Below are 25,756 nucleotides of genomic sequence, written 5' to 3'. Positions count from 1 at the left end.
GCCCACGCCATCGCATAACGGGGGTCCAGCGTCGTGGCATGCGTGTACTCATCAATGGCCCGACGAGTATCGCGCTCGTTGCCGAGATCAACCAGGAAATTCGCGCGCAAAAACGCGTTGTAGGCCTCCAGATTGCCGCTGGGCGGGCGATGACCCATCACGTCGGCAGTCGGTGACAGCAGCGCCACGTTCAGCGTATCGGCAATCGACTTGGAAAGCTCGTCCTGCAAGGCGAACAGGTCGCCGCCGGGCCGTTCGAACCGTTTGGAAAACACCGACGCCCCAGTGTGCGTATCCACCACTTCCGCGCGCACCCGGATCGTGTCGCTGGAGCGCTGCACGCTGCCGGTCAGCAGGTAGGATACGTTCAGCTTGGCCCCGATGGTGCGGGGGTCGTCCTTGCTGTTGCGGAACAGGAATGAAGACGAGCGGCCACTCACCCGCAGTCCTTCGATGGAAGACAGCACATCGATGAGATTTTCCGACAAGCCATCGGAAAAAAACTGCTGCTGCGGGTCACCGCTGGCATTCACCAACGGCAGTACGGCAATGGACTTCAAGCCGGTGCCATCCTGTTCGGCGCTGGCCGTCGCATCCGCCAGGCTGGTGGCATCGCGACGCAGCACAAACTGATTGGTCACCAGCAAAACTACTGCGACCAACAGGACGCCGATGATCCATTTGTCGAGGCGGCGGTCGTGCAAACGCGCGGCCCGGTCATCCGTATCCCACTCGCTTTCCCGTTTCAGTCCGCCCTGCGTGAACTCGTAAAACCATGCAAAGACGATCCAGAACGGGAAACCAATCACCCCCGCGATTATGAACCAGCGCACCGCCCAATCGGGAATGCCAAACACCGGTGCCAATTGCGCAATCCCCTGCGCCAGCGCCCAAACTGCACCGATATACAGCGCCGCCGCACGCAGCACATTGCGCCGCTTGAGCTGGTGCAACCATTGCGCCAATCTGCCCAATTGAACTTACCCCAAGGGATTCATGGGCAGTATCGGCAAAGCCTGCATTGCCGGCAACTGCAGGCCCCGAAAGCACAAGGCCGAGATTGCTCCCGGCCTTGCGTCAGATGCGCCGATGCCTGTTATTGCTTAACGCTGCACCACCGGCCCACCGATCGGGGCGGCAGGCGGTGCGGCATCGCTGTCGCGCTTGCCCTTGTCGGACTTGTCTTCCCAACCCAGCGGCGGGTTGGGCGTACGACCTTCCATCAGCGCTTTGACTTGCTCGGCGTCGATGGTTTCCCATTCCAGCAGGGCAGCTGCCATTGCTTCCACCACATCGCGCTTGGATTCCAGAATGTCGCGTGCAACCGTGTATTGCGCATCAAGAATGCGCCGGATTTCCGCATCCACTTTTTGCTGGGTGGCTTCGGAAATGGTCTTGCTGTGCATGCCATACCCGGCTTCGGCATCGGCGTACACCATGGTGCCCATCACATCGGACATGCCGTACTTGGTCACCATGCCACGCGCAAGCTGGGTGGCGCGTTCGAAGTCGTTGGAAGCACCTGTGGACATTTGGCCGACGAAGATTTCTTCGGCAATCCGGCCACCAAACAGAATGGCCAACTCTTCCAGCATGCGGTCCTTGTACTTGCTGATGTGGTCGTGCTCGGGCAACTGCCAGGTGACGCCCAATGCCCAGCCACGCGGCATGATGGTGACCTTGTGCACCGGGTCGGCCTTGGGCAGCGACATCGCCACCACGGCGTGGCCAGACTCGTGATACGCGGTATTGCGGCGCTCATCTTCGCGCATGACCATGCTGCGCCGTTCCGGGCCCATGTAAATCTTGTCCTTGGCGTCTTCAAAATCACGCATGTCCACTTGCTGCTTGTTGCGGCGCGCCGCAAACAGCGCGGCTTCGTTGACCAGATTGGCCAAATCCGCACCGGAGAATCCCGGGGTGCCGCGTGCCAGCACATCAGCGCGCACATTGTCGTGCAACGGCACCTTGCGCATATGCACTTTCAGGATTTGCTCACGGCCCTTGATGTCGGGTAGGCCCACCATGACCTGACGGTCGAAGCGGCCCGGGCGCAGTAGTGCTTTGTCCAGTACGTCGGGACGGTTGGTGGCGGCGATCACAATCACACCTTCGCCGCCTTCAAACCCGTCCATCTCCACCAGCATCTGGTTGAGGGTTTGTTCGCGCTCGTCGTGCCCCCCCCCCATGCCGGAACCACGGTGGCGGCCGACGGCATCGATTTCATCGATGAAGATGATGCACGGTGCGTGCTTCTTGGCGGTTTCGAACATGTCACGCACCCGCGATGCGCCCACGCCAACGAACATTTCCACAAAATCCGAACCGGAAATGCTGAAGAACGGGACCTTGGCTTCCCCCGCAATCGCGCGTGCCAGCAAGGTTTTGCCGGTACCGGGTGGGCCCACCATCAGCACGCCGCGCGGAATCTTGCCGCCCAGCTTGGTGAAGCGCGAGGGGTCACGCAAAAACTCCACCAGCTCGCCCACTTCGTCCTTGGCTTCATCGCAACCGGCCACATCGGCAAAGGTCACTTTGATCTGGTCTTCACCTTGCAATTTTGCACGCGAACGCCCGAACGACATCGCACCCTTGCCGGCACCGCCGCCTTGCATCTGCCGCATCATGAACAGCCAGAAGCCAATGATCAGCAGCACCGGCAGGAAGTTCAGCACCAACGACCAAAACGACACGCCCGACTCCGGCGCGGCCTGCTTGATTTCAACCTTGTGCTGGATCAAATCATTGATCAGATCACGGTCACGCACGGGTGCGGTGGTGGTGCCTTTGCTGCCATCGGCGCGCACGAAATCGAGGCTGCGCTCATTGCTGGAAATATCCACCGACTTGATGCGGTCGTTTTCCACATCCTGCACGAACTGCGAATAGACCACGTCCTGGCTCGCCGCCAGCTTGGGCGAAAAGCTCTGGAACACGACCATCAACACGACAGCCACCACTACCCAGAGCAATATGTTTTTCGCAAGATCGTTCATGTCGTCCTTATGTCGCCCGTATCACTTCATTTTCGCCAACTTGCCGGTGGCCAGCACGTACACCTCCGGCGATCGCTTGCGCGAGGCCGCCGGCTTGCGGATCACCACCTTGGCATAACGCCGCCGCAGTTCCCGCAGATAGTCATCCGAACCTGCCCCCTGAAACAGCTTGATCAGGAAGCTACCACCGGTGCGGAGATGACCATCGGCAAAGTCCATGGCCAGCTCCACCAAGTGCATCGCACGCGGTTGATCCACCGCATCCATTCCACTCTTATTGGGGGCCATGTCGGACAAGACAAGGTCCACCGTATCCCCGTTCAGCATGTCCAGCAACTGCGATAACACGGCATCTTCCCTGAAGTCGCCGTGAAGGAAGTCCACCCCGGCCAAACCGGGCATGTCCAGGATGTCGCTGGCGATCACCCGCCCCGGCTTGGACGGGTCCAGCCGGTTGAGCTCCTGCCGCACCCATTGCGACCAACCGCCGGGGGCAGCCCCCAGATCCACCACCACCATGCCCGGCTTGAGCAGGCGGTCACGCTCGGCCAGTTCTTCCAGCTTGTAGGCGGCACGCGAACGCATGCCTTCGGCCTGCGCTTTTTTCACGTAGGGGTCGGAAAAATGCTCTTTGAGCCAGCGTTGGCTGGATTGACTGCGGGTGGCCATGGCCGCCGAAAGCGCGTGAGACAGGGTGTGCATGATACCCTGCACGCCCCCATTCGTTTGCTGTGTGCCGTATGTCGATCGCCCTGACCAATGCCCAGATCCGTTTTTTGCGTGGCCAGGCACATGATCTGAAGGCAATGCTGCAGGTGGGTGGCAAGGGCATCACCGATGCACTGGTGACCGAAGTCGAGCTGGCCCTGGAGCACCACGAGCTGATCAAGGTGAAAGTAGGCGGCGCCGATCGCGAACAACGCGACGCCATGATCGTGGACTTGACCGAACGCGCCGACGCAGTGCTGGTGCAGCGGATTGGGCATACCGCTACGCTGTATCGCCCCAGCAAGGACAAACGGCATATCGTGCTGCCGCGCGCCTGAGCCGGCCATGCACCTGCTGCTGGAACGCCCCGATTACCCGTTTTTCCTGCGCGGTGCCGATGGCAACGCTGCATTGGTCAATGCCCAGCGCTTGACCCGCAGTTTCATCATTGCCCCCGAGACCCTGCAGGAACACTGGCCAATCGTCGATGCGCGCCTGATGCAGCCGTCCGATCTGGATGCCTTGCTGGCATTGCAGCCTGAACTCATTGTGCTCGGTACAGGTGCCAGCCAACAGTTCCCACCCGCACGGGTGATGGCGCATTGCCTGCAACAAGGGATCGGGTTGGAAGTGATGACCAATGCCGCCGCCGCACGCACTTATTCCATTCTGGCGGGCGAAGGACGGCGGGTGGTCGCAGGCTTTCTGTTCCCCGCCCCACCCGAGGTTGCCGCGGGCAGCACCGTCGGCGGATAATAGGCTTCAATTCGTGAACCCACGGGCGACGCGCCTGCCGCGCCGTCCGTTTTGCTTTGCAGGAGCCGCACCCTATGACCACCCATGCCCAACGCCCCGCCCTGTTGCTGTCCCGCGTCGATGTGGAGCGCATCGAGGATTTGCTGGAGCGCCCGCAATACAGCGGCATCAACACGGCGGCCTTGCGCGAGGAATTGGCGCGTGCAGAATTGACCGAACCCGGCAACATGCCGGCCGATGTCATCACCATGAATTCCACCGCACTGGTGAAAGTCGTGGATGACCAGCAGCAAGTGCACGAATACGAGCTGACCTTGGTGTACCCGCGGGATGCCGATGGCAGCGGCGAGAAGGTGTCAATCCTTGCGCCGGTAGGCAGCGCCCTGCTCGGTCTGCGCGCAGGCAGCAGCATCGACTGGCCAATGCCGGGGGGGCGCAGCGCGCGCCTGCACGTGCTGTCGATTCGCTATCAACCGGAAGCTGCGGGCGCGCTGCATCGCTGAGCGGCCGTCAGCCGTCCCAGCGCGCCCAGCATCTCCCACGACTTCAACCCGCGCCCACTCAAATGGTGCAGTAGCACCGCACGCAAGGGCAGGCGCAGGCTGGCCAAATCCTCACTGCCTGGCTGCGCGTCGCTTGCCAACGCCAACAGCGCGCGCCCGGTGGCCAGTTCGCGGCGTTCGCCTGCGCGCTCGCCCAGCGCGCGGCGCGGGCCATGCTCGGGATCCAGCCGATAACGTGCCGCCGGATCAATCGCATCGCCTTCACCGGCCAACGCATAGTCCAAGCCCACGCCCAGCGCATCCAGGACATCGCGCTCGAAACGGCGCAGCGTCCATGCCAACGGCTCGCCAGCACGCAATCGCTCACGTACCTGCGCATACACCGCATGCAGTTCGGGTTGCGGTGCCTGCCGTGGTGCCAGCCGCAGGCACAGTTCATTGATGTAGAAGCCCGCCAGCGCGGCATCGCCGTGCAGCAACGGCGCCGCATCCACCGCTTCGGCAGCGCGCAGCTGCGCCAGTTCACCGCGTTGCTCGCCATCGAAGCGAATCGACTGTAGAGGTTGCAAAGCGGCACGCAGCAGATGCTTTTTCGGGCCTTGTACCCCGCGTGCCACCAGCCCGATACGGCCGTGTTCAGCGCTTAATACTTCCACCAGCAAGCTGGTTTCACGCCACGGGCGGGCGTGCAGGACAAAGGCGGGCTCGGTGATGTAGCGCATGCGTCATTGTAGGAGCGCCCCGCAGGGGTAGCGATGCTACCTGCAGTAATTTCGCGAACGTATTTGCGCTCCTGCGAAGGCAACCCAGGATTCAATCGTGATAACCCAGCGCACGCAAAGCGGCTTCGTCGTCACTCCAGCCTTCGCGCACGCGCACCCAGGTTTGCAGAAACACCTTTGCGCCGAATAGCCGTTCCATCTGCTGACGGGCGTGCTTGCCGATGTCGCGCAGGCGCTCGCCGCCTTTGCCGATAACGATGGCTTTCTGACCTTCACGCTCCACCCAGATCACCGCGTCGATGCGATACATCACGCCTGTTTTGGGGGAAGGTTCTTCTTCAAATTTTTCTACTTCTACCGTGGTCGAATACGGCAGTTCTTCGCCCAGCCGGCGCATTAGTTGTTCACGCACCAATTCACCGGCAAGAAAACGCTGACTCTTGTCGGTGATTTCATCCTCACCGTACATCGGCTCGGCCTCGGGGACCAAGTCCATCAAGGTTGCCACCAGTTGTTCCAGTCCGCTGCGCTTGAGTGCCGACAGCGGGTGCACGGCGGCAAAGTCGCGGCCCTCGGTCACCTTGGTGATAAACGGCAGCAGGGCGGTTTTGTCTTTCTGTTTGTCCACCTGGTTGACCACCAGCACCACCGGCAGGCCCGCATCATGCAGGGCGTCATAGGCCAGACCGTCTTCGTTGTCCCAGCGACCCGCTTCGATCACCAGCAAGGCCACATCCACCCCTTCCAGGGCACCGCGCGCAGCGCGATTCATCATCCGGTTCATCGCCTTGCCGGAGCGCTTGCCCTGCTCGCCATGGATGCCAGGGGTGTCCACCAACTGCAGTTGCCCGCGTGGAAACGTGGCAATCCCCAACAACCGATGCCGCGTGGTCTGCGGCCGGTTGGAGGTGATGCTGATCTTGGCACCCACCAGCGCGTTGACCAAGGTGGATTTGCCGACGTTGGGCCGGCCGATCACGGCCACTGCGCCGCTGCGTGAAGATGTGCTGCTCATGTTTCCAATTCCTTGAGGGCGGCCTCGGCCGCCTGTTGTTCTGCCGTCCGCCGTGAACTGCCCTCACCGGTGGTGACAAGCGCAGGCTCGGCCAGTGTGCAACTGACCTGGAACACCCGCGCATGGTCTTCCCCGCCTTCGTGCAGCAGCGCATAGACCGGCAGCCCCCGTTGCCGAGCTTGCAACCATTCCTGCAGCCGGGTTTTGGCGTCTTTGCCAACTTTGTTGGGTGGCGGCAGCGCGGCAATCATGTCGGTAAACCATGGCAGCACCACCGTGCGGCAGGCCGCAAAGCCGGCATCCAAATAAATCGCCGCCACCAAGGCCTCCACCGCATCGGCCAAAATCGAATCGCGGCGATGCCCGCCGGTTTTCATTTCACCCGGCCCCAGCACCAGCTGGCTGCCGATGTCGAGTTGCCGGGCGATGCCAGCGAGTGCCGATTCGCGCACCAATTCGGCGCGCGCACGGGTCAACGCACCTTCATCCGCCTTGGGCCAGTGCCGATACAAGGCCTCGGCGATGAACTGGTTGACCAGCGCATCGCCGAGAAATTCCAGACGCTCGTTGTTCAGGCTGCCGGCGCTGCGGTGGGTCAATGCCTGCGCCAGCAGTGCCGGCGTGATGAAGGCATGGCCAGCAAATGCACGCAGCGCAGGGTCAGTTATTGCTGGCACCTGCACCACGCGTCAAAGCCTGCTCGGCATGAAATTTGCCGACCACATCAAGGTTGGCAAACAGCTCCTCGCGGCGTTCGTAATCCATGACAAGGTTGTAGCCACCTTCCGTATTTTCGATTTTGAGCATCTCGGGTTTGACCACCGACACATAGTCGATCTGGAAGCGCTTGTTCAGCAGCATGCGGATCTTGTCTTTGGATGCGTTGGCGGCCTCGGGGTCACTGGCAATCCCGGCAAGTGCTTTCTTGACTGAGAAAAATTCCATGTACATCGGGCCAATCTTCATGCCGCAGTAAGCAAAGAAAATAACGAAAGTCAGGGTGATCAGGAACCCGATCATGGTAATGCCACGTTGCATCTGCTTCATTGGTGCTTCCCCTTTGGCTTGAGAACTGCAAACTGCCCAACATTCATTTCAAGGAATACGCGTTCCAATACGGGAAACGTCCACCCAGTGATCGGCATCGGTGTCGATATTCATCCACACCAGGAACGCCTTGCCGCGCAGGTTGGCTTCCGGCAGGAACCCCCAGAACCGGCTGTCCTCGCTATTGCCGCGATTATCACCCATGACGAAATAATGCCCTGCCGGCACCGTCCAGTCACCATCGGCCATGCTGATTTCACGTTCCAGCACAAAATGCGGGTGATTCTGCAAGCCTTCGGTCAATTTATTGTCGCCGGTTTCACCAGCCCCTTGGCCGACTCCGGTGAACACCCCCTCGGATCGATACGGCAATGGCCGACCATTCACGTACACCTTGTGGTCGTGGTAACCAATGCGATCTCCAGGCAAGCCAATCACACGCTTGATCCAGTCTTCCTTCGGGTGCTGCGGCGGTCGGAATACCACCACATCGCCGCGCGCCGGCTCACCATTGCTCAAAAACTTCTTGTTGGTGATCGGCCAACGCAGGCCATAGGAAAACTTGTTGACGAGGATGAAATCGCCGATCAGCAGGGTGGGCATCATCGAGCTGGACGGAATCCGGAAAGGCTCGGCAACGAAGCTGCGCAAGCCCAATACCAAAGCCAGCACCGGGAAAAACGACTTGGCGTAATCCACCAGGATCGGATCCTTGGCCTCACCGACCTCGGCAGCAGCCATGCGTTTTTTGGCGAAGAACAACTTGTCCAGCAACCAGATCAGGCCGGACAGGAGTGTCAGCACCACCAAAATTGTTTCGAACCACACCATCATGCGATGTACTCCAACGGGTTTTTGCACCTTCTCCCGCGGGAGAAGGAAAAAAACATCACTTGCTATCCACCTGCAACACGGCGAGGAAGGCTTCCTGCGGGATTTCCACCCGGCCCACCTGCTTCATCCGCTTCTTGCCTTCTTTTTGCTTCTCCAACAACTTTTTCTTGCGGGTGGCATCGCCACCGTAGCACTTGGCCAGCACGTTCTTGCGCAACGCCTTGACCGTGGTGCGGGCGATGATCTGTCCACCGATGGCGGCCTGGATGGCCACATCGAACATCTGCCGTGGAATCAGATCTTTCATCTTCTCGCAAAGTTCCCGGCCGCGGCGGTCGGCCTGCGAGCGGTGCACGATGATCGACAGTGCATCCACGCGGTCGCCATTGATCAAGGTATCCACACGCACGAATGCGCCGGCTTCAAAGCGCACGAAGTGATAATCCAGCGAAGCATAGCCACGGCTGACGGATTTGAGTTTGTCGAAGAAATCCAGCACCACTTCGGCCATCGGCAATTCATAGCTGACCTGCACTTGGCTGGCCATGTAGGTGATGCCGATCTGTACGCCGCGCTTGTCTTCGCACAACTTGATCACGCTGCCGATGTAGTCCGGCGGGGTGAGGATATTGGCGCGAATGATGGGCTCGCGGATTTCGTCCACCAGATTCGCCGACGGCAACTTGGCCGGGTTGTCCATCGAGACGATGCTGCCATCGGTTTTCAACACCTCGTAGATCACCGTGGGCGCGGTGGAAATCAGGTTGAGGTTGTATTCGCGCTCCAAGCGCTCCTGCACGATTTCCATGTGCAGCATGCCAAGGAAACCACAACGGAAGCCAAAGCCCATCGCTTCCGACGACTCCGGCTCGAAGCGCAAAGCAGCATCGTTCAAGCGCAGCTTGTCCAGCGCTTCACGCAGCGCCGGGTAGTCTTCGGCATCCACCGGGAACAGCCCGGCGAACACACGCGGCTGCATTTCCTGGAACCCCGGCAACGGCTTGAGTGCCGGGTCACTGGCCAAGGTCAGGGTGTCGCCCACCGGCGCGCCGTGCACGTCCTTGATACTGGCGGTGATCCAGCCCACTTCGCCGGCTTTCAGTGCTGGCAGCACCTTGCGTTTGGGCGTGAACACGCCCACCGCATCAACCTGATGCGCACGGCCGGTACTCATCACCAGCATCTTGTCGCCGGGCTTGAGCTCGCCCTGCATCACCCGTACCAGCGAGACTACGCCCAGATAATTATCAAACCACGAGTCGATGATCAGGGCCTGCAGCTTGTCGGTGTCGCGCGGCTGTGGCGGTGGAATGCGTTTGACAATCGCCTCCAGTACATCCCCCACATTCAGCCCGGTCTTGGCGCTGATGGCCACCGCGTCCTCGGCATCGATGCCAATCACGGCTTCGATTTCTTCCTTCACCTTGTCGATGTCCGCGGTGGGCAAGTCGATCTTGTTCAGCACCGGCACCACTTCCAGGCCTTGCTCGACCGCCGTATAGCAGTTGGCCACCGACTGCGCTTCCACGCCTTGTGCGGCATCCACCACCAGCAACGCGCCTTCGCAGGCAGCCAGCGAGCGGCTGACTTCGTAGCTGAAATCCACGTGGCCGGGGGTGTCGATGAAATTCAGGAAATAGGTCTGGCCATCTTTGGCGGTGTACGGCAGCGAAACCGACTGCGCCTTGATGGTGATGCCACGCTCGCGCTCGATGGGATTGGAGTCGAGCACCTGCGCTTCCATCTCGCGCGCCTGCAGGCCGCCGCACAGCTGGATAATGCGGTCGGCCAAGGTGGACTTGCCGTGATCGACATGGGCAATGATGGAGAAGTTGCGGATAAACCGCATGGCGTCGTGCTGCATGGGGGGCTTCGATAGAGGAACGGGGGCGGATTGCGGCCCGCCGAAAGTGAGCCGTTCATTATCGCACAGGCCCGTGCGCGCCTTGGTGGACGCGCGCGGATCGGTTCAGCCTTACCCCGGCCTCAGCCTTCTGCCGGGTTGATCGCCATGTAGCGGGTACCGCCACCGCGCTGCACCAGCAGCATCACCGGCTTGCCGGTGCCTACGGCGCGCAACTGGGCATCCAATGCGGCCACGCTGCCCACATCGGTACGCCCCACCGCCAACACCACATCGCCAGCTTGCAAGCCGGCATTGCGTGCGGCATCGCCTTTCACTTGCGCCACCAGCACGCCCTCGCCTGCTTGCAGGCCCAGCCGGGCGCGCTGCTCGGGCAGCAAATCCTTGCCAAGGATGCCCAGCGCATTCCCGGCCGCATTGGCAGGGGCTTTGTCAGGCGCAGCATTGCGGCCGTTGCCGGCCTCGGCCACATTGTCATCCAGTGCATTCAAGGTCGCACTCAAACTGCGCGGCTTGCCGTCACGGATCACGTCCAAGGTCACTTTGGTGCCCGGTGCCATCGCGCCAATAATCGGCGGCAGGTCACTGGCGTCATACACTTGCTGACCGTTGACGCTGCGAATCACGTCCTGGCGCAGCACGCCGGCACGTTCGGCCGGGCTGCCCTGCTCGACACGCGCCACCAGCGCACCGCTTGCATCGGCCAAGCCAAGTGCCTTGGCCGTATCCCGATCCATCGGCTGAATCTGCACGCCCAACTGGCCACGCGTCACCTTGCCGGTGGCTTTGAGCTGCTTGACGGCATTCATCGCCACGTCGATCGGGATGGCGAAGCTGACGCCCATATAGCCGCCGGAATTGCTGAAGATTTGCGAATTGATCCCCACCACTTGCCCACGCGTATCCAGCAACGGGCCGCCGGAATTGCCCTTGTTGATCGCCACGTCGGTTTGAATGAACGGCACGTAGCGCTGGTCGGCACCAGGATTGGCGCGCCCCACGGCGCTGACAATCCCCGCCGTCACCGAGTGATCCAATCCGAACGGCGAACCAATGGCCACCACCCATTGACCCGGCTTGAGCAGCTTGGAATCCCCCACACGCATCACCGGTAGACCGGTGGCATTGATCTTGAGCAGGGCCACGTCGCTCTGCTCGTCGCTGCCCACCACCTTGGCGGTGAACTCGCGACGATCCGACAGCTTGATGCGCACGGTATCGGCGCCGTCGACCACATGATGGTTGGTCAGCACATAGCCATCGCTGGAGATGATGAACCCCGTTCCCAGCGAGGTGCCGCGCGGGCGCGCATTGGGTGCACCGGGCATGCCAGGCATCCCCGGCATCGGGGTCATGCCCGGACCAAAGAAACGGCGAAAGAATTCGGGAATTTGCGCATCGCCGGAGCCATCATCCTCATCGTCCTGCGGCATTTGCTGCTGCGCACGCCGCGCCTGCAGCTTGCTGCCAATCTCGGCCTGCACGCTGACCACGGCCGGGCCAACTTGCTCCACCAAACGCGTGAAATCCGGCAGATTGCCGACCAATTCCGGCGCAGGTGCGGCCGGCTGCGCGAGCTGCGGCATGCCCGCATTGGCGGGATTCTGGCCACTGCACGCCCCCACTCCGGCGACGGCCAAAGCGGCGACCAGCAACAGCGGACGCAGGCGAATGATCTGAGTTGCAGGCATAAACAAACACTCCTCGTTCACGGAGATCGTGGGGGAAAAATCACAACACATCTGCCGCAGACCACAGCGACCTTCAGCGCACTCAAGGCTGCGATTGCAGCTCTGCAGGCGCATGCGATTTCAGCTGCGCAGGCACATCGCTGGACAGCAGTTTGGGGGGCGTGGCAAACACCGGCGGTACAAACGGATTGGGCGCAAGCGCGGGCGAGGCATGCTCACCAAAGCCGACGGTCAAGCCGCTGGCGTTGTCGTATTGCGGCAGGATTTTGCGCGGCCACGGACGACTGGTGATTCCGGTTTGCGGCAGGGCGACCGGTGCTGCTTGCGCCAATTCCAATGCGGGCGCTGTCAGCGGAACCACACGCGCAACATTGCGCCGTACAGGCTTGGCCACCGCCACCGTGGCCGCAGCGGCCAAGACGGCCGGTGCCGGCGTCAATGCGGCAGGGATTTGTGGCGTTTCGGGTGCGTGCCTAGGCATGGGCGTGGGTGTGGGTGCGGGCGACGCGGGCACCTGCACGGCCACTTGTGCCCCGCTGGCCGTTGCCGGCGCTGCCGGCAATGGCGAACGCCCCATCAGCGCCACCACCGCCAGTGCCGCTGCAACCGCGGAACCTGCGCCCCACCGCAGCCAGCGCGGCGGGCGTTGTGTGCTGCGCTGCGCCTGCGACGACAGGTCTACACCGTGCAGGGAGGCTGCTACCCGCTGCGCAAAATCCACCGACAGGTGCTGCGTTGGCGCAATGCCGCGCATGGCATCGCCGGCAATACGCCAGCGCTCCCAGTTGGCGGCCAGCTCGGTGTCGTGTTGCAAGCGGCGCAACAGGAAGCGGGTCTGGTCTGCAGGCAAGGCGCCATCCATCAGCGCCGAGAGTTGCTCACGGCTGGACAGTTGGGTGAGGTCGATGCAGTGGCGGTCGGTTTCGGTCTTCATGAGGCTTTCGAACGCTTGGGCAATTCATCGTGATCCAGCAAGGGGCGCATGCGGGCATCGATGGCCTCGCGGGCGCGGAAGATGCGTGAACGCACCGTGCCAATGGGGCAGCCCATGCGTTCGGCAATGTCCTCGTAGCTCATCCCTTCCACTTCGCGCAGGGTGATCGCTTCGCGCAGATCCTGTGGCAAGGCTTCGACCGCAGCGACGACGGTTTGTTCCAGCTGCTGACGCATCAGTTCACGCTCGGGCGTATCGGTATCGCGCAGGCGCAAACCCGATTCAAACTGCTCGGCATCCTCCACATCAATATCTTCGCCGGGTGGGCGACGGTTATTGGCAGCCAAATGATTCTTCGCGGTATTCACTGCGATGGTGTGCAGCCACGTCGAAAACTGTGCATCGCCACGAAAATTCTTGATCGCGCGATAGGCGCGGATAAACGTGTCCTGCGCCACATCCTGCACTTCCGACCAATCGCGGATATAGCGTGAAATCACCGCCGCAATGCGGTGCTGGTATTTGCGCACCAACAGGTCGAACGCGGCGGTATCGCCCCGTTGCACCCTGGCGACCAGGTCATGATCCAGCGCTTGCGACACCCGATCCTCCGTCATTGCGCGCCGGCCTCGAAAATGAGCCCGGCAGAGTCCGAGCGTTGTGACAGCAGGATGCCGCGAAAGTTCCGCAGCCGCGTGTTGCCGCCGGGAGCGACCTGATGGCAATTAGGCAAGTATTCAAGTTTCACCGGGCTAGGATAGGCCTTTCGATTGAATGGATGGCATGCGCATGGCGATTTCCATGACCAACCCCACTGCCGACCGCTTTGCCGGGCTGCCGCTGCGCCACTGGAAACCCCAGCTGCGTGACGATGGCGTGCTGGTGTTGTACTTCGACCGCGCCGACGCGGCGGTCAATGCGTTCTCGCAGGATGCGCTGATCGAGCTGGGCGATGTGCTGGAGCGGATTGCGCTGGAACTGCCGAAAGCGCTGGTGATTGCCTCGGGTAAAACCAGCGGCTTTATTGCCGGTGCGGACCTGAAGGAATTTCAGGAATTTGACCGCAAGGGCACGGTGGACGATGCCATCCGTCGCGGGCAAACCATGTTCCAGCGGCTGGCGCAGTTGCGCTGCCCCACGGTGGCGGCGATTCACGGCTTTTGCATGGGCGGCGGCACCGAAATCGCGCTGGCTTGCCGCTACCGCGTGGCCAGCAGCGATGCCTCCACCCGCATTGGTTTGCCGGAAGTGCAACTGGGCATCTTTCCCGGCTGGGGCGGCAGCGCACGCCTGCCGCACTTGGTGGGCGCGCCCGCCGCGATGGACATGATGCTGACCGGCCGCGCCTTGTCGGCCAAGGCGGCGCTGGGGATTGGCTTGGTAGACAACGTCAGCGCGCCGGCCAACCTGATCGACACGGCGGCCACGCTGGCATTGAAAGGTCGCGTTCGTCCATTCAAACAGCGCCTGCTGGCGTGGTCCAGCAATACGTTGGCCGCGCGCAAACTGCTGGCGCCGCAGATGATCAAGCAGGTGGCACGCAAAGCGCCAAAGGCGTTTTATCCCGCGCCGTATGCGCTGATTGCAACGTGGCAGCGCAGCGCAGGCAAACCGATCCGCGTGCGCCTGGATGCCGAACGCAAGGCCGTGGTCACACTGGCCGGCAGCAGCACCGCCCGCAACCTGATTCGCATTTTCTTCCTGACCGAGCGCATGAAGGGCTTGGGCAAGGGCGATGCCAATATCCGCCATGTGCATGTGGTGGGCGCCGGGGTGATGGGTGGCGACATCGCCGCGTTTGCCGCATACAAAGGGTTCGATGTCACGCTGCAAGACCGCGAGCAACGCTTTATCGACGGCGCGCTGCAACGTGCGCAAGCCCTGTTCGACAAGAAAGTCAAAGACCCAACCAAGCGCCCGGAAGTCGCCGCGCGCCTGAAGTCCGATTTGAACGGCGACGGCGTGGCAGACGCCGATTTGGTGATCGAGGCCATCATCGAAAACCCGGATGCCAAACGCGAGTTGTATCAGGCGGTCGAACCGCGCATGAAGACCGGTGCGCTGCTGACCACCAATACCTCGTCGATCCCGCTGGACGAACTGCGCCCGCACATCGCGCGCCCGGCGCAGTTTGCCGGCCTGCACTACTTCAACCCGGTGGCGCAAATGCCGCTGGTGGAAATCATTCATCACGACGGCATGGATCCCGAGACCGAACGCCGCCTGGCGGCGTTCTGCAAGGCGCTGGGCAAGTTCCCGGTGCCGGTGGCGGGTACGCCCGGCTTCCTGGTCAATCGGGTGCTGTTCCCGTACATGCTGGAAGCCGCCACTGCCTATGCCGAAGGCATTCCGGGTGCGGCCATCGACAAGGCTGCGGTGAAATTCGGCATGCCGATGGGGCCGATCGAGCTGATCGACACCGTAGGTTTGGATGTGGCCGCTGGTGTCAGCAAGGAGCTGGCGCCCTTCCTTGGCCTGCAAATCCCGGCAGCACTGGCCACGGTGGACGCAGGCAAGCGCGGCAAGAAAGACGGCCAAGGCATCTACGCTTGGGAAAACGGCAAAGCCAAAAAACCCGAGCTGCCGGCTGGCTACGCTGCACCGGATGATTTGGAAGACCGCCTGATCCTGCCGCTGCTCAACGAAGCGGTAGCCTGCTTGCAGGCCGGCGTGGTCAGTGATGCCGACCTGCTGGATGCCGGGGTGATTTTCGGGACCGGTTTTGCGCCGTTCCGGGGCGGCCCGATTCAGCATATCCGCACGGTGGGTGCTGACGCGCTGCTGGCGCGGCTCATGGCATTGCAGGCCAAGTACGGCGAACGCTTCGCACCGCGCGCAGGTTGGGACAACGCCGTGCTGCGCGAACCCGTGGCTTGAAGGAAACGCGGGGTCAGAGTCGACTTTTGCGATGAACTCTCGAAGCACTTGGGAGGCAGGGTTGCGAAAGTCGACTCTGACCCCGCTTTTGTTTAGAACTCCGGCCCGGCCAGCCGCAGATTTGCGCGCAGATAGGCACGCAAGCGCGGCCCGGCCGGTTCCGGCGGCGGCCCACCGAGATGGCGTTGCAACAGGGTTTCCATCGCGAACAGATAGGCCTCGCGCGGGATCGGATCGACCGGCGCATGCCCACCACCCGGTTCCACCAACAAGCTGACCGGCTGCCCGAGCGTGCGCAAGCGCGCCACATAGTCAGTCACGTCACGAATTGCGACGGTGCGGTCGGCACTGCCGGCCATGATCAAGAGTGGACGCCGCATCCTTGCCACGTTCACCCGGGGCGACTGTGCATGCAGGCGCGCATAGGTTGCAGGATCACCGCCATCCAACGACAACGCGCGCAGCGTCTGCCGCAACGACCGGTCGGGCAGGTCGCCTTGCTCGCCGGACTCGACCAACCAGCGCATCGCCCAGCCCAAATCAGCGGGCGGTGAACCGGCCACGCCGACCTTGAACAGCTCCGGCTGGAAGGTCAGGCCCAGCAGCGTCGAATACCCGCCGAAGGAATGGCCGACGATGCCCACCCGCGCCTTGTCGCCGATGCCCTGCGCCAGCAGCCAGCGCACGCCTTCGACGATGTCCTGCTGCACGCGGCCGTTGCCGTAATCACCGTTCGAAGAAAACGTATACGCGCGTCCATGCCCGGTGGAGCCGCGGAAATTCGACTGGAATACCACGTAGCCGCGATTGGCGAGGAACTGCGCGGTGCCGTCGTAACCCGCGCGGAAGTGGTTGATCGGGCCGCCGTGCACTTGCGCGATGAGTGGTGCGTGCGCGGCGTCCACGCCCGGCGGCAGCAGCACGAAACCGTGCACGCGCAGCCCATCGGAGGCGACATAGGACACCGCGAGCTTGCGCGCGAGGTTCGATTCGGGCGGCGAGTTGGCGGTGATCCCGGGATCGTCGAGGATCCGTCGCAGGTCGCCGTTGCGCGGGTCGTAGAGGTACCAGCGCGGATCGCGCAGGTTCGCCGCACGTTCGCGCACCAGCCAATGCGCCGAAGGACCGCTGCCGGCTTGCAGGCCGATGTCGCGGCCGGGGAATTTCGCGGCGATGGCGGCCACCGTGGCCTGCGCATCGCCGATTCCGTACGTCGCGGCGACGGTGCTGCGGTAGCTCGCCGCCAGCGGCTGCAAGGTGCGTGGATCGATCACCACGTCATCGAGGTCGGCCTCGCCGCGCGGATCCTGGTGCAGGGTCTGCAACCTGTCGTTTGCGTCCAAGCGCAGCACGCGGCGAAAATTCCCATCGAATCCGTCGCCGGGATTGCCGGTCATCAGCAGGCTGCCATCGGCACGCGCCGCCAGCAGGTCCAGTCGCTGCATCGGCCGCAGGCGCAGCACTTCGCGCAGCGTTGCGTCGGTGTGCAGCCGATACAGCGCATCGTGGCCGCCCTCGAAACGTGTCAGCGCGACGACACGGCCTTGTGCATCCAGTGCGATGTCGTGGATCCAGCGCGTATCTTCGCGCAGTACGGTGCGCTTGCCATATGCGTCCATACGCACGATTCGCCATCGAACGGCAGGCCAGCGTTCGCCCTTGCCGGCGGCGACGCGTTCGCCCAGCAACACGGCGGCCGGCTGCGACAGATCGAGCTTGATCACCCGCCGCCGCTCACTGCCGCCCAGCGGCACGCGCACACCGCTGCGGCCGTCAATGCCGACAATGGTCAGCGCACGTGGCGCACGCAGGAACAACCAGCGGCCATCGCGCGACCACATGACTTGTTCAGCCTGAGTGCTGCCGACCAGCATGTGCGGGTTGCCGTCGCCGGTCGGCAACAGCCACAGCGCGCGCGAATCCTTCTGCTCGCGCAGATAGGCCACCGCATCGCCGGCTGGCGAAAGCTCGGCGGCCACCAGCGTGCGGTTTTCGAGGAAGGCCGCGCGCGGCAGGCGTGGTGCTAGCGGCAAGGCGCGCTGTGCGGTCTCTGCGGCGCGCAGGCTTTCGATGGCTTGCGCGTGCAAGGTGTGCGGCGCAAGCAGCAGGGCGCACAGCGCCAGCATGCCACACAGGGTTCGAAGTATTGTCATTGTCGTGTCCTCGTCCCTGCTGGCTCAGGCCGCGACCGGCTGCGCGCTCGGTGCAGCCATCGGCAAGGGTTCGCGACGCGGGTACAGCAACCACAGACTGACCAGCGCCGGCAGCCCGACCACGCCACACAGCACGACCCAGCCGATGCGGCCACGCATCGAAAGCTGCAACCTGCGAGATAGCCAGACCGCGCCCAGCAGCGACAGCAGGCAACACGCACCCGCCAGCCACAGCACCGACGCCGGCATCGGCTCGGGCTTGGCGCGCAGCGGATCCTGCGCCGCGAACAGATCCTGCGCACCCAGGCAGAGCGCGCGCAGCACCGGCGACAGCCAGCTGTTGCGGTTGGTGTAAACCGATGGCAGGTCGATCGACAACGCGCGGCGCGCAACGATCCGCACACGCCCCTTGCCGTCCACCCGCAGCACCTGCTGGAACGGATGCTGCAATTCACCGCTCCACACGCCCCAGGTGTAGGTGTAGGACACCAGGTAACCGTCCAGCAGTTCGATCACGTCCATCCGGCTGAGATTGCCGACCTGGCCTGGCATCGCCACCCGCAGCAGTGGTTGCAGCAGGTCGAGCCCGTTCATCGCCTCGCGGCCGGGATAGAAATAGGCGGCGCGGTTGCTGAGCACCAGGATGTTGTCGCCGGCCGGTTGCGGCGGGCTGGCCATCACTTCGCCCTGCGGCAGGCGAATGCGCTCGAACATGCGCTGCTGTTCGCTGTCGTACTGGTAGGCGGCGTCCGCGTTGTACAGGTAGGTGGCGCCGTAGGGCATGGTCGGCGCGGGGAATGCGGCCTGCTGCTCGCCCACGCCCATCTCGCCGATCCGGCGCTGGTCGCGCAGGCCGCGGGTGACGAAACGCGCACGGTCGTGGCTGTACACCAGCCACAGGTTGTTCTCGTCGTCGCCGAATTCCAGCGGCGACAGGTTGGTCATGCTGCCCTGCACCGGCAGGTTGCGCAGCGGATAGCGCGTGTAAACGTCGGACAATGCGATCTGTTCGCGCCACAGTGCGGCCTCGGGGTCGCGGCTGTTCTTGATGCCGAGCAGCAGCATGTCCTTGCCTTCGGCGCGATCGGCCTCGATGGTGCCGTCCATGGGCGGAACCGGCATGTTGAGCGGGTGCGTACCAGCGACCGTCCACGCCACTTCCACGCCGTAGCCAAGCATCCACACCAGGAAATACGCGCCCAGTTGCACCGGCAGCGCGATCACCAGCACCGCCGCGGGATTGCGCGATGGCGCGGCCGGGTCCGGCTTGAACGCGATCGCCAGCATCGCCGCGAGGAAGGCGATGACGACGAGTTGCAGGCCCAGCATCGCCACGCCCGAGGCCTGCGCATACATGAACAGGTTCGGCAGCAGGAATGCGGCGAACGAATAGCGGCGATTGCCGGCCATCGCGTACGCGCCGGCGAGGTAGCCAGACACCGCGATCAGCCATGCCGCAATCGGCAGCAGCCAGTGGCGCAGGTCGACCACGCGCGCAGTCATCGTGTCCTGGTACAGCGCAACCAGCGCGATCGGCAGCGCCACCGCGGCCAGCAGCAATATCATGCCGGCGCCGCTCAGCGCGCCGGCGATGCGCAGGCGGTGCAGCGGGCGATGCAGCAGGCTCAGCCACTGGTTCGGCTTGCGGTACGTGCCCATCTGGTACATGCCCAGCAGGGCACCGGCCACGGCATACACTGCGGCGAATACTTGGTAGACGAACAGCGGCTGCTGCGCCATGTCCACCATGCGACTGAGAAAGCCCAGCACGGCGAGATTGACGATGGCGGCGATGCCGGCCCACAGGCGGAAGCGCAGCAGCTCGCCCTTGAAAAGATCGTTCATGTCGGTGTCCTCAGGCCGTGGCCGGCGCGGCGTGGTGTTTGGCAAGGAATGCGTTGACCGCGCGGTCCAGGCTGACCGGCATCGACTGCGCATTGCGCGCGCCACAGGCACGCAGGAAATGTTCGAAGTCCGCGTCCTGATCCAGCACCAAAAAGTGCTGCAAGCCATCGATGCGCTGGGTTTCCAGCAAACCCGGCACCAAGCGCAGATCCGGCCCCTTGAACGGCAGGTCGGCCACCCAATGGCTGACCCGCGCGGTGAACGCCTCCGGGGCCGACATGTGCTTGAGCTGGCCGCGTTCGAGGATGATCAAATTGTCGGCAACGCGTTCGATCTCCTCCATCTGGTGCGAGCAATAGATCACCGTGCAGTCATCGGCAGCGTTGCTCTGCAACAGCGATTCGAGGAAGGCGCGCTTGGCGACCACGTCCAGCCCCAAGGTTGGCTCATCCAATACCAGCAATTCTGGGCCTTGCGCCAAGGCCAGCGCGAGGTTGAAGCCAGCGCGTTCGCCGCGCGAAAGCTGGCCGATCTTCTGCTCCGGCAGCACGTTGTAGTGCCCGATCACGCCATCGAAGGCCTGCTGGTTCCAGCGCCCGTACTGATGACGCTGCATCGCCATCACCTGCGCCACTCGCATCCAGTTCGGCAGGGTGTGCTCCTCGTTGACGAAGCCAATCCGGCTGCGATCTTGCGGGCTGAGTTGCTGGCTGTCCTTGCCGAGGATGCGGGACTGCCCCGAGGTCGGCGGCATGAAACCCAGCAGGATACGGAACAAGGTCGACTTGCCGGCGCCGTTGGCACCGACGATGGCGTGGATGCGACCACGCGGAATCGCGAGGTCGAGCTGGTCAAGCGCCAGCTTGCGGCCGTAACACTTGCTGAGCGCGTGGGTTTCGATGACAAAATCAGAATGGGTGAACATAGCAATTCCAATGCCGCCGGCGCGGCGACTTATGCGGATTTACGGGGAAGCAGCAATTGAAATTCGTGAGTGATCCGCGCCTGCACCTGCGCGGGCGCAAAGCCCAGCGGCACCACGTCATTGACCAGACGCCCCACGGCGTCATCCAGCCGGCGTTCGCGCTCGGCATCGGACAAGCGCTGACGTTTTGCCGCCACATACAAGCCCATGCCCTGGCGCGATTCCAGCCAGCCTTCGGTACTCAACTCGGCATAGGCCTTGGCCACCGTGTTGGGGTTGATCATCAGCTGCTGCGCCAACCCGCGCACGCTCGGCAATTGATCGCCGTGGTCAAGCTCACCCGTCGCAACTTTCATGCGCACGGCATCCACGATCTGGCGGCCGATCGGGCGCGGGTCGCCAGTCGCAATTTGGATCATCAAGGGCCGAGTTCGAACCATGTACGCGCTGTCCTGCCTGTACTAGTGGCAGCAGTACAGGGCAGCGTGTCCGCCAGCGTCCAGCCGAATGCGACGAAACCGCCACAGGCGCGACAAAGCCGCGCCAAGCGGGCGCGAATCAATCAGAAAATGGAATCAGCGTAAAGATTCCCGGCAAGCGCGCGGCAACAGGTGGAGCTGATCGACGCTTACATCGTCTGCGTCGGCTGATCGCCACCCAAGGTCCCAGCCAAGGTGGTTTCGATTTTGCTGCGCACCGCTTCGCCCTCGGCGGTGTCGGCAAACTGCACGCCAATCCCGGCGGGGCGGTTGCCCTGTGCACCAGCGGGAGTCACCCACACCACTTTGCCTGCCACCGGCAAACGTTCGGAAGAATCCGGCAGAGTCAGCAGCAGGAACACCTCATCTCCGATGAAGTAGCGCCGCGTGGTGGGCACGAAAATGCCGCCTTGCTTGACATAGGGAATATAGGCCCCGTACAGCGCAGCCTTGTCCTTGATTGCCAGCGACAAGATGCCTTGCCGCGCCCCACCTGTTGGATTACTCATCCTTCCCCCTGCTTGATTGCACCAAGCAAACTATCCGTACATCCATTTTCAATGATTGCCGTGTTCCACCACAACCGCCGTGCCGTAGCACAGCACCTCAGACAGGCCCGTCATGATTTCGGTGGCATCGTAGCGCACCGCGACGATGGCGTTTGCGCCCAACTGGCGGGCATGCATCACCATGTCGCGATAGGTTTCCTGGCGCGCTTGCTCGCATAGTTCGGTATAGATGGTGATGTTGCCGCCCAACAGCGATTGCAAACCACCGAAGAAATTGCCCACCACAGAGCGCGAACGCACCACGATGCCGCGTACCAAACCAAGGTTACGCACGATGCGGTAGTTGGGTAATTCCGATGCCGTGGTCACCATGCTGTCATCCAGCAGGATGCCGGAACGTGGTGCCGTAATCGTGGCAGCTGAATTGTAAGGATCGGTCATACGTTCTCCGCTTGAATCAATGCCACGGCAGCAGCGCGTCCAATACCGTCAAGTCGGCACGCACCGCGGTGCGCAGCAAATCACGGGCACGATTAGCCGCATCAAACCGCGCAGCCAGCCTGCGGGTTGCGGCAGGATCGGTCAAGCCTGCGGCCTCACGCAGGGCAAATTCAGCCAGATGGCGCAAGCGCTCGCCGGCATGGACATCAGCCACCCAGCGCTGTGCCGTTTGTACCGGCTCAATCTGCTTGTGCTGCAAGGCTTGCGCATCTTTGAAGACCTCACGGCGCAGAGCCAAGCCATCCCCCGCCACCCACGCATCGGCCAGCCCTGGGTGGCCGCGTGCCGCATCCAAGGCCTCGCTCGCCACCGCTTCGGCATGCCCGCGCTGGCGCAGCCAATGCAGCGCTTCTGGCTGCGGCGGCAGGCGCACATCCAGTCGCTGGCAACGGCTACGGATGGTGGCCGGCAAACGCGCAGGGTTGCAGGACAACAACCACAGATAGCGGCCCGGCTGCGGTTCTTCGAGTGACTTCAGTACCGCATTCCACGCGTGCCAGTTGACGGCATCGGCCGGCTCGATGATGACCACCTGCGCGCCACCCAGTTGCGCGGTGAGTCCCAACTTCTCGGTCAGTGCACGCACCTGTTCGATCACAATCTCGGCGCGCGGCTTGCCGGTTTTAGCGTTGATTTCATAACCCAGGAAATACAGATCCGGATGCGCGCTGCGGCCCCACGGATGCGCCGGGCTGCCATCCGGGCGCACTTCCAGTGTGTCCATTTGTGCGCGTGAAGCAAACAGCTGGCAGCTCTTGCACTGCCCGCACGCTTCACCATCCGTGCGCGGGGCAAGGCACAACACGCGCTGCGCCAAGTGTTCGGCCAACAGGCGCTTGCCGATTTTCTCAGGCCCGGTGATCAAGCTGGCATGGCCGAAATGGCCGGCGGTGATTGCATCTGCGGCCTGCGCATAGGCGCGCTGCTGCCACGGTGCGAGGGCTGGCAACGTGCTCATGCCAGCGCCTTGCGGTAGTCCGCCAACCGCATGCGTGCCGCTGCGGCCACGGCGGCCGCCTCGGGGCTGGCATCCAGCACGTGGACACGCTGTGGGTGCTGGGCGGCCCGTGTCAGAAAGCCGGCACGCACACGTTCAAAAAACTCGTCGCGTTCACGCTCGATGCGGTCGGGTGACGCACCGCCCAGCAAGTCACGTCCACGCGTGCGTTGCCGCGCATGCGCCACGTCCAGATCCAGCAGCAGGGTCAGCCCCGGTTCAATGCCTACCGCATGGCGCTCCAATTCGGCAATGAAATGCACATCCATGCCACGTGCTGCACCTTGGTAGGCATAACTGGAATCGGTGAAACGGTCGCAGATGACCCACGCCCCGCGCTGCAAAGCCGGCAGGATGATCTCCTGCACATGCTGGGCGCGTGCGGCGAACATCAGCAACAACTCCGCATGCGGTGCCACCGCTTCATCGCCGGCATCCAGCAGCAGACTGCGAATGCGCTCGGCCAGCGGCGTGCCCCCGGGTTCGCGGGTGCTGACCACATCGCAACCGTCGGCTTGCAAGGCATCACGCAGTGCCGCCAGCACGGTACTTTTACCGGCACCTTCGCCGCCTTCCAGTGTCACAAAATGCGGCTGCGTCAACCACCCGGTCATTGCTTTTCTGCCTGCCGCTGCACACGGTAGCGCGCCACGTAATCACGCACGGCAGCATTGTGTTCACTCAGCGAGGCACTGAATACGTGCCGCCCGCTGCCATCGCCGATCGCTACAAAATACAAGGCATTGCCGGGGGCAGGATGGGTGGCTGCGTGCAGCGCCGCCTTGCCCGGCATCGCAATCGGCGTGGGCGGAAGACCGTCGCGGGTATAGGTGTTGTAAGGCGTGTCGGTGGTCAAATCGACGCGACGGATATTGCCGGCATAACTTGATCCCATACCGTAGATCACGGTGGGGTCGGTTTGCAGGCGCATGCCGGTTTTCAAGCGGCGCACGAACACCCCGGCAATCTGTACACGCTCGCTGGCATTGCCGGTTTCTTTTTCGATGATGGATGCAAGGGTCAATGCCTGCTCCGGGCGGTCGAACGGCAAATCTTCGGCGCGCGTGCGCCATTCGGCGTCCAGGGTTTTTTCCATCCCTGCATAGGCGCGCTTGAGGATATCCAGATCGCTGTCGCCACGCGTCCACGCATAGGTTTCCGGCAGGAAGCGGCCTTCCGGATGTTGCCCGGCATGCCCCAGCGCCTGCATCAACGCGGCATCATCGAGTTCGGGCAAAGCTTGCTTCAGCACCGTGACTTTACGAAGTGCGGCGCGCAGATCGCGCATAGTCCAGCCCTCCACAATCGTGAAGCTGCGACGGATCACCTTGCCATCGCGCATCGCCGATAGCAGGCTGCGCGGGGTGGTGTCGGTGGCCAGCGCATATTCGCCCACCTGCAATTTCCCGGCTGCACCGGTTTGTCGCGCCAAGACTTGCCAGTACACGCCAGCGCCGATCTCGATGCGTTGCGCGCGCAATTTGTTCAGCACTTTGCCAAGGTTGTCGCCGCGTTCCACCACCACGCTCGCATCGGCGGCAATGCCGGGCAGCGGCGTATCGGCAAACCGCAAATAGCGCCAGCCGTAGCCCCCCAGTACAGCCGCCACGATCAACCCACAGCACAGCAACAAGGTGCGAAATTTCACGCCAACTCCACAGTGTTGGAATACATCGGATAGTCCTTCGCTAAGGCGGTTTGCAATGCTGCCACTGCCGGCTGCGCGCGCCAGCTGCGCGCACCCAATCGTGCCACTGGCAGGATACCGCGCACGGCGTTGCAAAGGGTCAGCGCGTCAGCTGCGGCAAGCGCGTCCATCGACAATTCAGCCACCTCCAGCATCCCCTGTTCCAACAACCAGCCACGCAACACGCCGGCCACACCGCAGTGCTCGATCGGCGGCGTCAACCAGCGCCCGTCGCAATACGCCAGCAAGTTGGCCGCCGTGGCACACACGGCGTTGCCGGCCATGTCCCGCATCAGGCCCTCATCGCAACCCGCACGTTGTGCTTCGGTTCGCGCCAGAACCTGTTCCAGGCGGTTGCAATGTTTGATCCCGGCCAACAAGGGCTGCGTGGCAAGACGGGTGTTGCACGCATGCAACTGCAACGCGGTTTGCTTGGGTGGCAACGGATGCAACGACAACACCCACACCGGCGGCGCATCCACCGATGGCGCATACCCGCGCCCACCATCGCCACGGGTCAGCAACAGCTTGATCACGCCGGCGTCCACACCGGCGCAGATTTCATGCAGGCGCGCTTCGATAAAGGCCCGCTCCGGCAAGGCGATACCCAGTCGCTGCGCACCTTCACCAAGGCGCGCAAGATGGCGCGGCCACAGCGGCAACCCACCATGGTCCACGCGCATGGTTTCAAACACACCATCGCCGTAATTGAG

General features: G+C 62.9%; 25 protein-coding genes and 1 pseudogene. 4 read left to right on the top strand and 22 right to left on the bottom strand.

The window, feature by feature from the left end; all coding sequences use genetic code 11:
• From QWB57_RS11175 to rlmE, 3 genes and pseudogenes are all read right to left on the bottom strand, one after another.
• Positions 1-857 (bottom strand): annotated as a pseudogene (locus QWB57_RS11175) (hypothetical protein); the annotation flags it as partial.
• A gap of 246 nt (positions 858-1,103) precedes the next feature.
• The gene (gene ftsH / locus QWB57_RS11170; RefSeq protein ID WP_317851750.1) at positions 1,104-2,996 is read right to left on the bottom strand and encodes an ATP-dependent zinc metalloprotease FtsH; all 1,893 of its coding nucleotides are present in this window, start codon (positions 2,994-2,996) and stop codon (positions 1,104-1,106) included.
• 21 nt (positions 2,997-3,017) lie between these two features.
• Complete coding sequence (rlmE, locus tag QWB57_RS11165; protein WP_223628747.1) at positions 3,018-3,665, bottom strand: 23S rRNA (uridine(2552)-2'-O)-methyltransferase RlmE; 648 nt, start codon at positions 3,663-3,665, stop codon at positions 3,018-3,020.
• A 71-nt stretch (positions 3,666-3,736) separates the two neighbouring features.
• Here rlmE and yhbY point away from each other — a divergent pair, with 71 nt between their 5' ends.
• From yhbY to rnk, 3 genes are all read left to right on the top strand, one after another.
• Complete coding sequence (gene yhbY / locus QWB57_RS11160; RefSeq protein WP_288969579.1) at positions 3,737-4,042, top strand: ribosome assembly RNA-binding protein YhbY; 306 nt, start codon at positions 3,737-3,739, stop codon at positions 4,040-4,042.
• 7 nt (positions 4,043-4,049) lie between these two features.
• Positions 4,050-4,460 (top strand): Mth938-like domain-containing protein, encoded by a 411-nt coding sequence (locus QWB57_RS11155; RefSeq protein ID WP_288969578.1) that lies wholly within the window; start codon positions 4,050-4,052, stop codon positions 4,458-4,460.
• Positions 4,461-4,534: 74 nt separating this feature from the next.
• The gene (gene rnk / locus QWB57_RS11150; RefSeq protein ID WP_223628050.1) at positions 4,535-4,963 is read left to right on the top strand and encodes a nucleoside diphosphate kinase regulator; all 429 of its coding nucleotides are present in this window, start codon (positions 4,535-4,537) and stop codon (positions 4,961-4,963) included.
• Here the strand turns inward: rnk and recO are convergent.
• The 9 genes from recO to rpoE all read right to left on the bottom strand — a co-directional run bounded on the left by recO (position 4,930) and on the right by rpoE (position 13,672).
• Positions 4,930-5,685, bottom strand: coding sequence for a DNA repair protein RecO (gene recO, locus QWB57_RS11145; RefSeq protein ID WP_223628047.1), 756 nt, complete (start codon positions 5,683-5,685; stop codon positions 4,930-4,932). The genes rnk and recO overlap by 34 nt on opposite strands.
• A 91-nt stretch (positions 5,686-5,776) precedes the next feature.
• Positions 5,777-6,700: a GTPase Era gene (era, locus tag QWB57_RS11140; RefSeq protein ID WP_223628045.1), complete on the bottom strand. Its 924-nt coding sequence runs from the start codon at positions 6,698-6,700 to the stop codon at positions 5,777-5,779.
• A complete protein-coding gene (gene rnc / locus QWB57_RS11135) occupies positions 6,697-7,368 on the bottom strand; it encodes a ribonuclease III (RefSeq protein WP_223628745.1) in 672 nt (223 codons plus the stop codon). Before rnc ends, era begins: the two co-directional genes overlap by 4 nt.
• On the bottom strand, positions 7,361-7,747 hold the full coding sequence (locus QWB57_RS11130) for a DUF4845 domain-containing protein (protein WP_223628044.1): 387 nt from the start codon (positions 7,745-7,747) through the stop codon (positions 7,361-7,363). Before QWB57_RS11130 ends, rnc begins: the two co-directional genes overlap by 8 nt.
• A 48-nt stretch (positions 7,748-7,795) precedes the next feature.
• Positions 7,796-8,578, bottom strand: coding sequence for a signal peptidase I (gene lepB / locus QWB57_RS11125; RefSeq protein WP_223628742.1), 783 nt, complete (start codon positions 8,576-8,578; stop codon positions 7,796-7,798).
• A gap of 58 nt (positions 8,579-8,636) precedes the next feature.
• Entirely contained in the window at positions 8,637-10,430 is a 1,794-nt protein-coding gene (gene lepA, locus QWB57_RS11120) for a translation elongation factor 4 (protein WP_223628740.1), read from the bottom strand.
• A 137-nt stretch (positions 10,431-10,567) separates the two neighbouring features.
• Positions 10,568-12,136 (bottom strand): DegQ family serine endoprotease, encoded by a 1,569-nt coding sequence (locus QWB57_RS11115; RefSeq protein WP_324296103.1) that lies wholly within the window; start codon positions 12,134-12,136, stop codon positions 10,568-10,570.
• A gap of 82 nt (positions 12,137-12,218) precedes the next feature.
• The gene (locus QWB57_RS11110; RefSeq protein ID WP_223628040.1) at positions 12,219-13,070 is read right to left on the bottom strand and encodes a sigma-E factor negative regulatory protein; all 852 of its coding nucleotides are present in this window, start codon (positions 13,068-13,070) and stop codon (positions 12,219-12,221) included.
• On the bottom strand, positions 13,067-13,672 hold the full coding sequence (rpoE, locus tag QWB57_RS11105; protein ID WP_288969575.1) for an RNA polymerase sigma factor RpoE: 606 nt from the start codon (positions 13,670-13,672) through the stop codon (positions 13,067-13,069). The genes QWB57_RS11110 and rpoE overlap by 4 nt, the downstream gene beginning before the upstream one ends.
• 199 nt (positions 13,673-13,871) lie before the next feature.
• On the opposite strand from rpoE, the gene QWB57_RS11100 reads away from it, so the two are divergent.
• Positions 13,872-15,947, top strand: a complete 2,076-nt coding sequence (locus QWB57_RS11100) for a 3-hydroxyacyl-CoA dehydrogenase NAD-binding domain-containing protein (RefSeq protein ID WP_288969573.1) — start codon at positions 13,872-13,874, stop codon at positions 15,945-15,947.
• Positions 15,948-16,039: 92 nt separating this feature from the next.
• Here the strand turns inward: QWB57_RS11100 and QWB57_RS11095 are convergent, their stop codons facing one another.
• The 10 genes from QWB57_RS11095 to pabC form a co-directional block, all read right to left on the bottom strand.
• Positions 16,040-18,100 (bottom strand): prolyl oligopeptidase family serine peptidase, encoded by a 2,061-nt coding sequence (locus QWB57_RS11095; RefSeq protein WP_288969571.1) that lies wholly within the window; start codon positions 18,098-18,100, stop codon positions 16,040-16,042.
• Between the two features lie 24 nt (positions 18,101-18,124).
• Positions 18,125-19,945 carry a hypothetical protein gene (locus QWB57_RS11090; protein WP_288969569.1) on the bottom strand — a complete coding sequence of 607 codons (1,821 nt, stop codon included), beginning with the start codon at positions 19,943-19,945 and terminating at the stop codon, positions 18,125-18,127.
• Between the two features lie 10 nt (positions 19,946-19,955).
• On the bottom strand, positions 19,956-20,870 hold the full coding sequence (locus QWB57_RS11085) for an ATP-binding cassette domain-containing protein (RefSeq protein ID WP_223628030.1): 915 nt from the start codon (positions 20,868-20,870) through the stop codon (positions 19,956-19,958).
• Positions 20,871-20,899: 29 nt separating this feature from the next.
• A complete protein-coding gene (locus QWB57_RS11080) occupies positions 20,900-21,289 on the bottom strand; it encodes a GntR family transcriptional regulator (protein WP_223628735.1) in 390 nt (129 codons plus the stop codon).
• A 209-nt stretch (positions 21,290-21,498) separates the two neighbouring features.
• Positions 21,499-21,858: a PilZ domain-containing protein gene (locus QWB57_RS11075; protein WP_223628028.1), complete on the bottom strand. Its 360-nt coding sequence runs from the start codon at positions 21,856-21,858 to the stop codon at positions 21,499-21,501.
• Positions 21,859-21,906: 48 nt separating this feature from the next.
• On the bottom strand, positions 21,907-22,299 hold the full coding sequence (locus QWB57_RS11070) for a YbjQ family protein (protein ID WP_288969568.1): 393 nt from the start codon (positions 22,297-22,299) through the stop codon (positions 21,907-21,909).
• A 16-nt stretch (positions 22,300-22,315) separates the two neighbouring features.
• On the bottom strand, positions 22,316-23,317 hold the full coding sequence (locus QWB57_RS11065) for a DNA polymerase III subunit delta' (RefSeq protein ID WP_223628024.1): 1,002 nt from the start codon (positions 23,315-23,317) through the stop codon (positions 22,316-22,318).
• Positions 23,314-23,970 carry a dTMP kinase gene (tmk, locus tag QWB57_RS11060; RefSeq protein WP_223628022.1) on the bottom strand — a complete coding sequence of 219 codons (657 nt, stop codon included), beginning with the start codon at positions 23,968-23,970 and terminating at the stop codon, positions 23,314-23,316. Before tmk ends, QWB57_RS11065 begins: the two co-directional genes overlap by 4 nt.
• The gene (gene mltG / locus QWB57_RS11055; protein WP_223628020.1) at positions 23,967-25,004 is read right to left on the bottom strand and encodes an endolytic transglycosylase MltG; all 1,038 of its coding nucleotides are present in this window, start codon (positions 25,002-25,004) and stop codon (positions 23,967-23,969) included. The genes tmk and mltG overlap by 4 nt, the downstream gene beginning before the upstream one ends.
• On the bottom strand, positions 25,001-25,756 hold a 756-nt coding region (pabC, locus tag QWB57_RS11050), incomplete at its 5' end, for an aminodeoxychorismate lyase (RefSeq protein ID WP_288969566.1). The genes mltG and pabC, both read right to left, overlap by 4 nt.

It is taken from the genome of uncultured Thermomonas sp., assembly GCF_937872235.1.
In the GTDB taxonomy this organism is placed as follows: Bacteria; Pseudomonadota; Gammaproteobacteria; order Xanthomonadales; family Xanthomonadaceae; genus Thermomonas; species Thermomonas beijingensis.
This window is presented reverse-complemented; position numbering and strand designations above follow the sequence as displayed.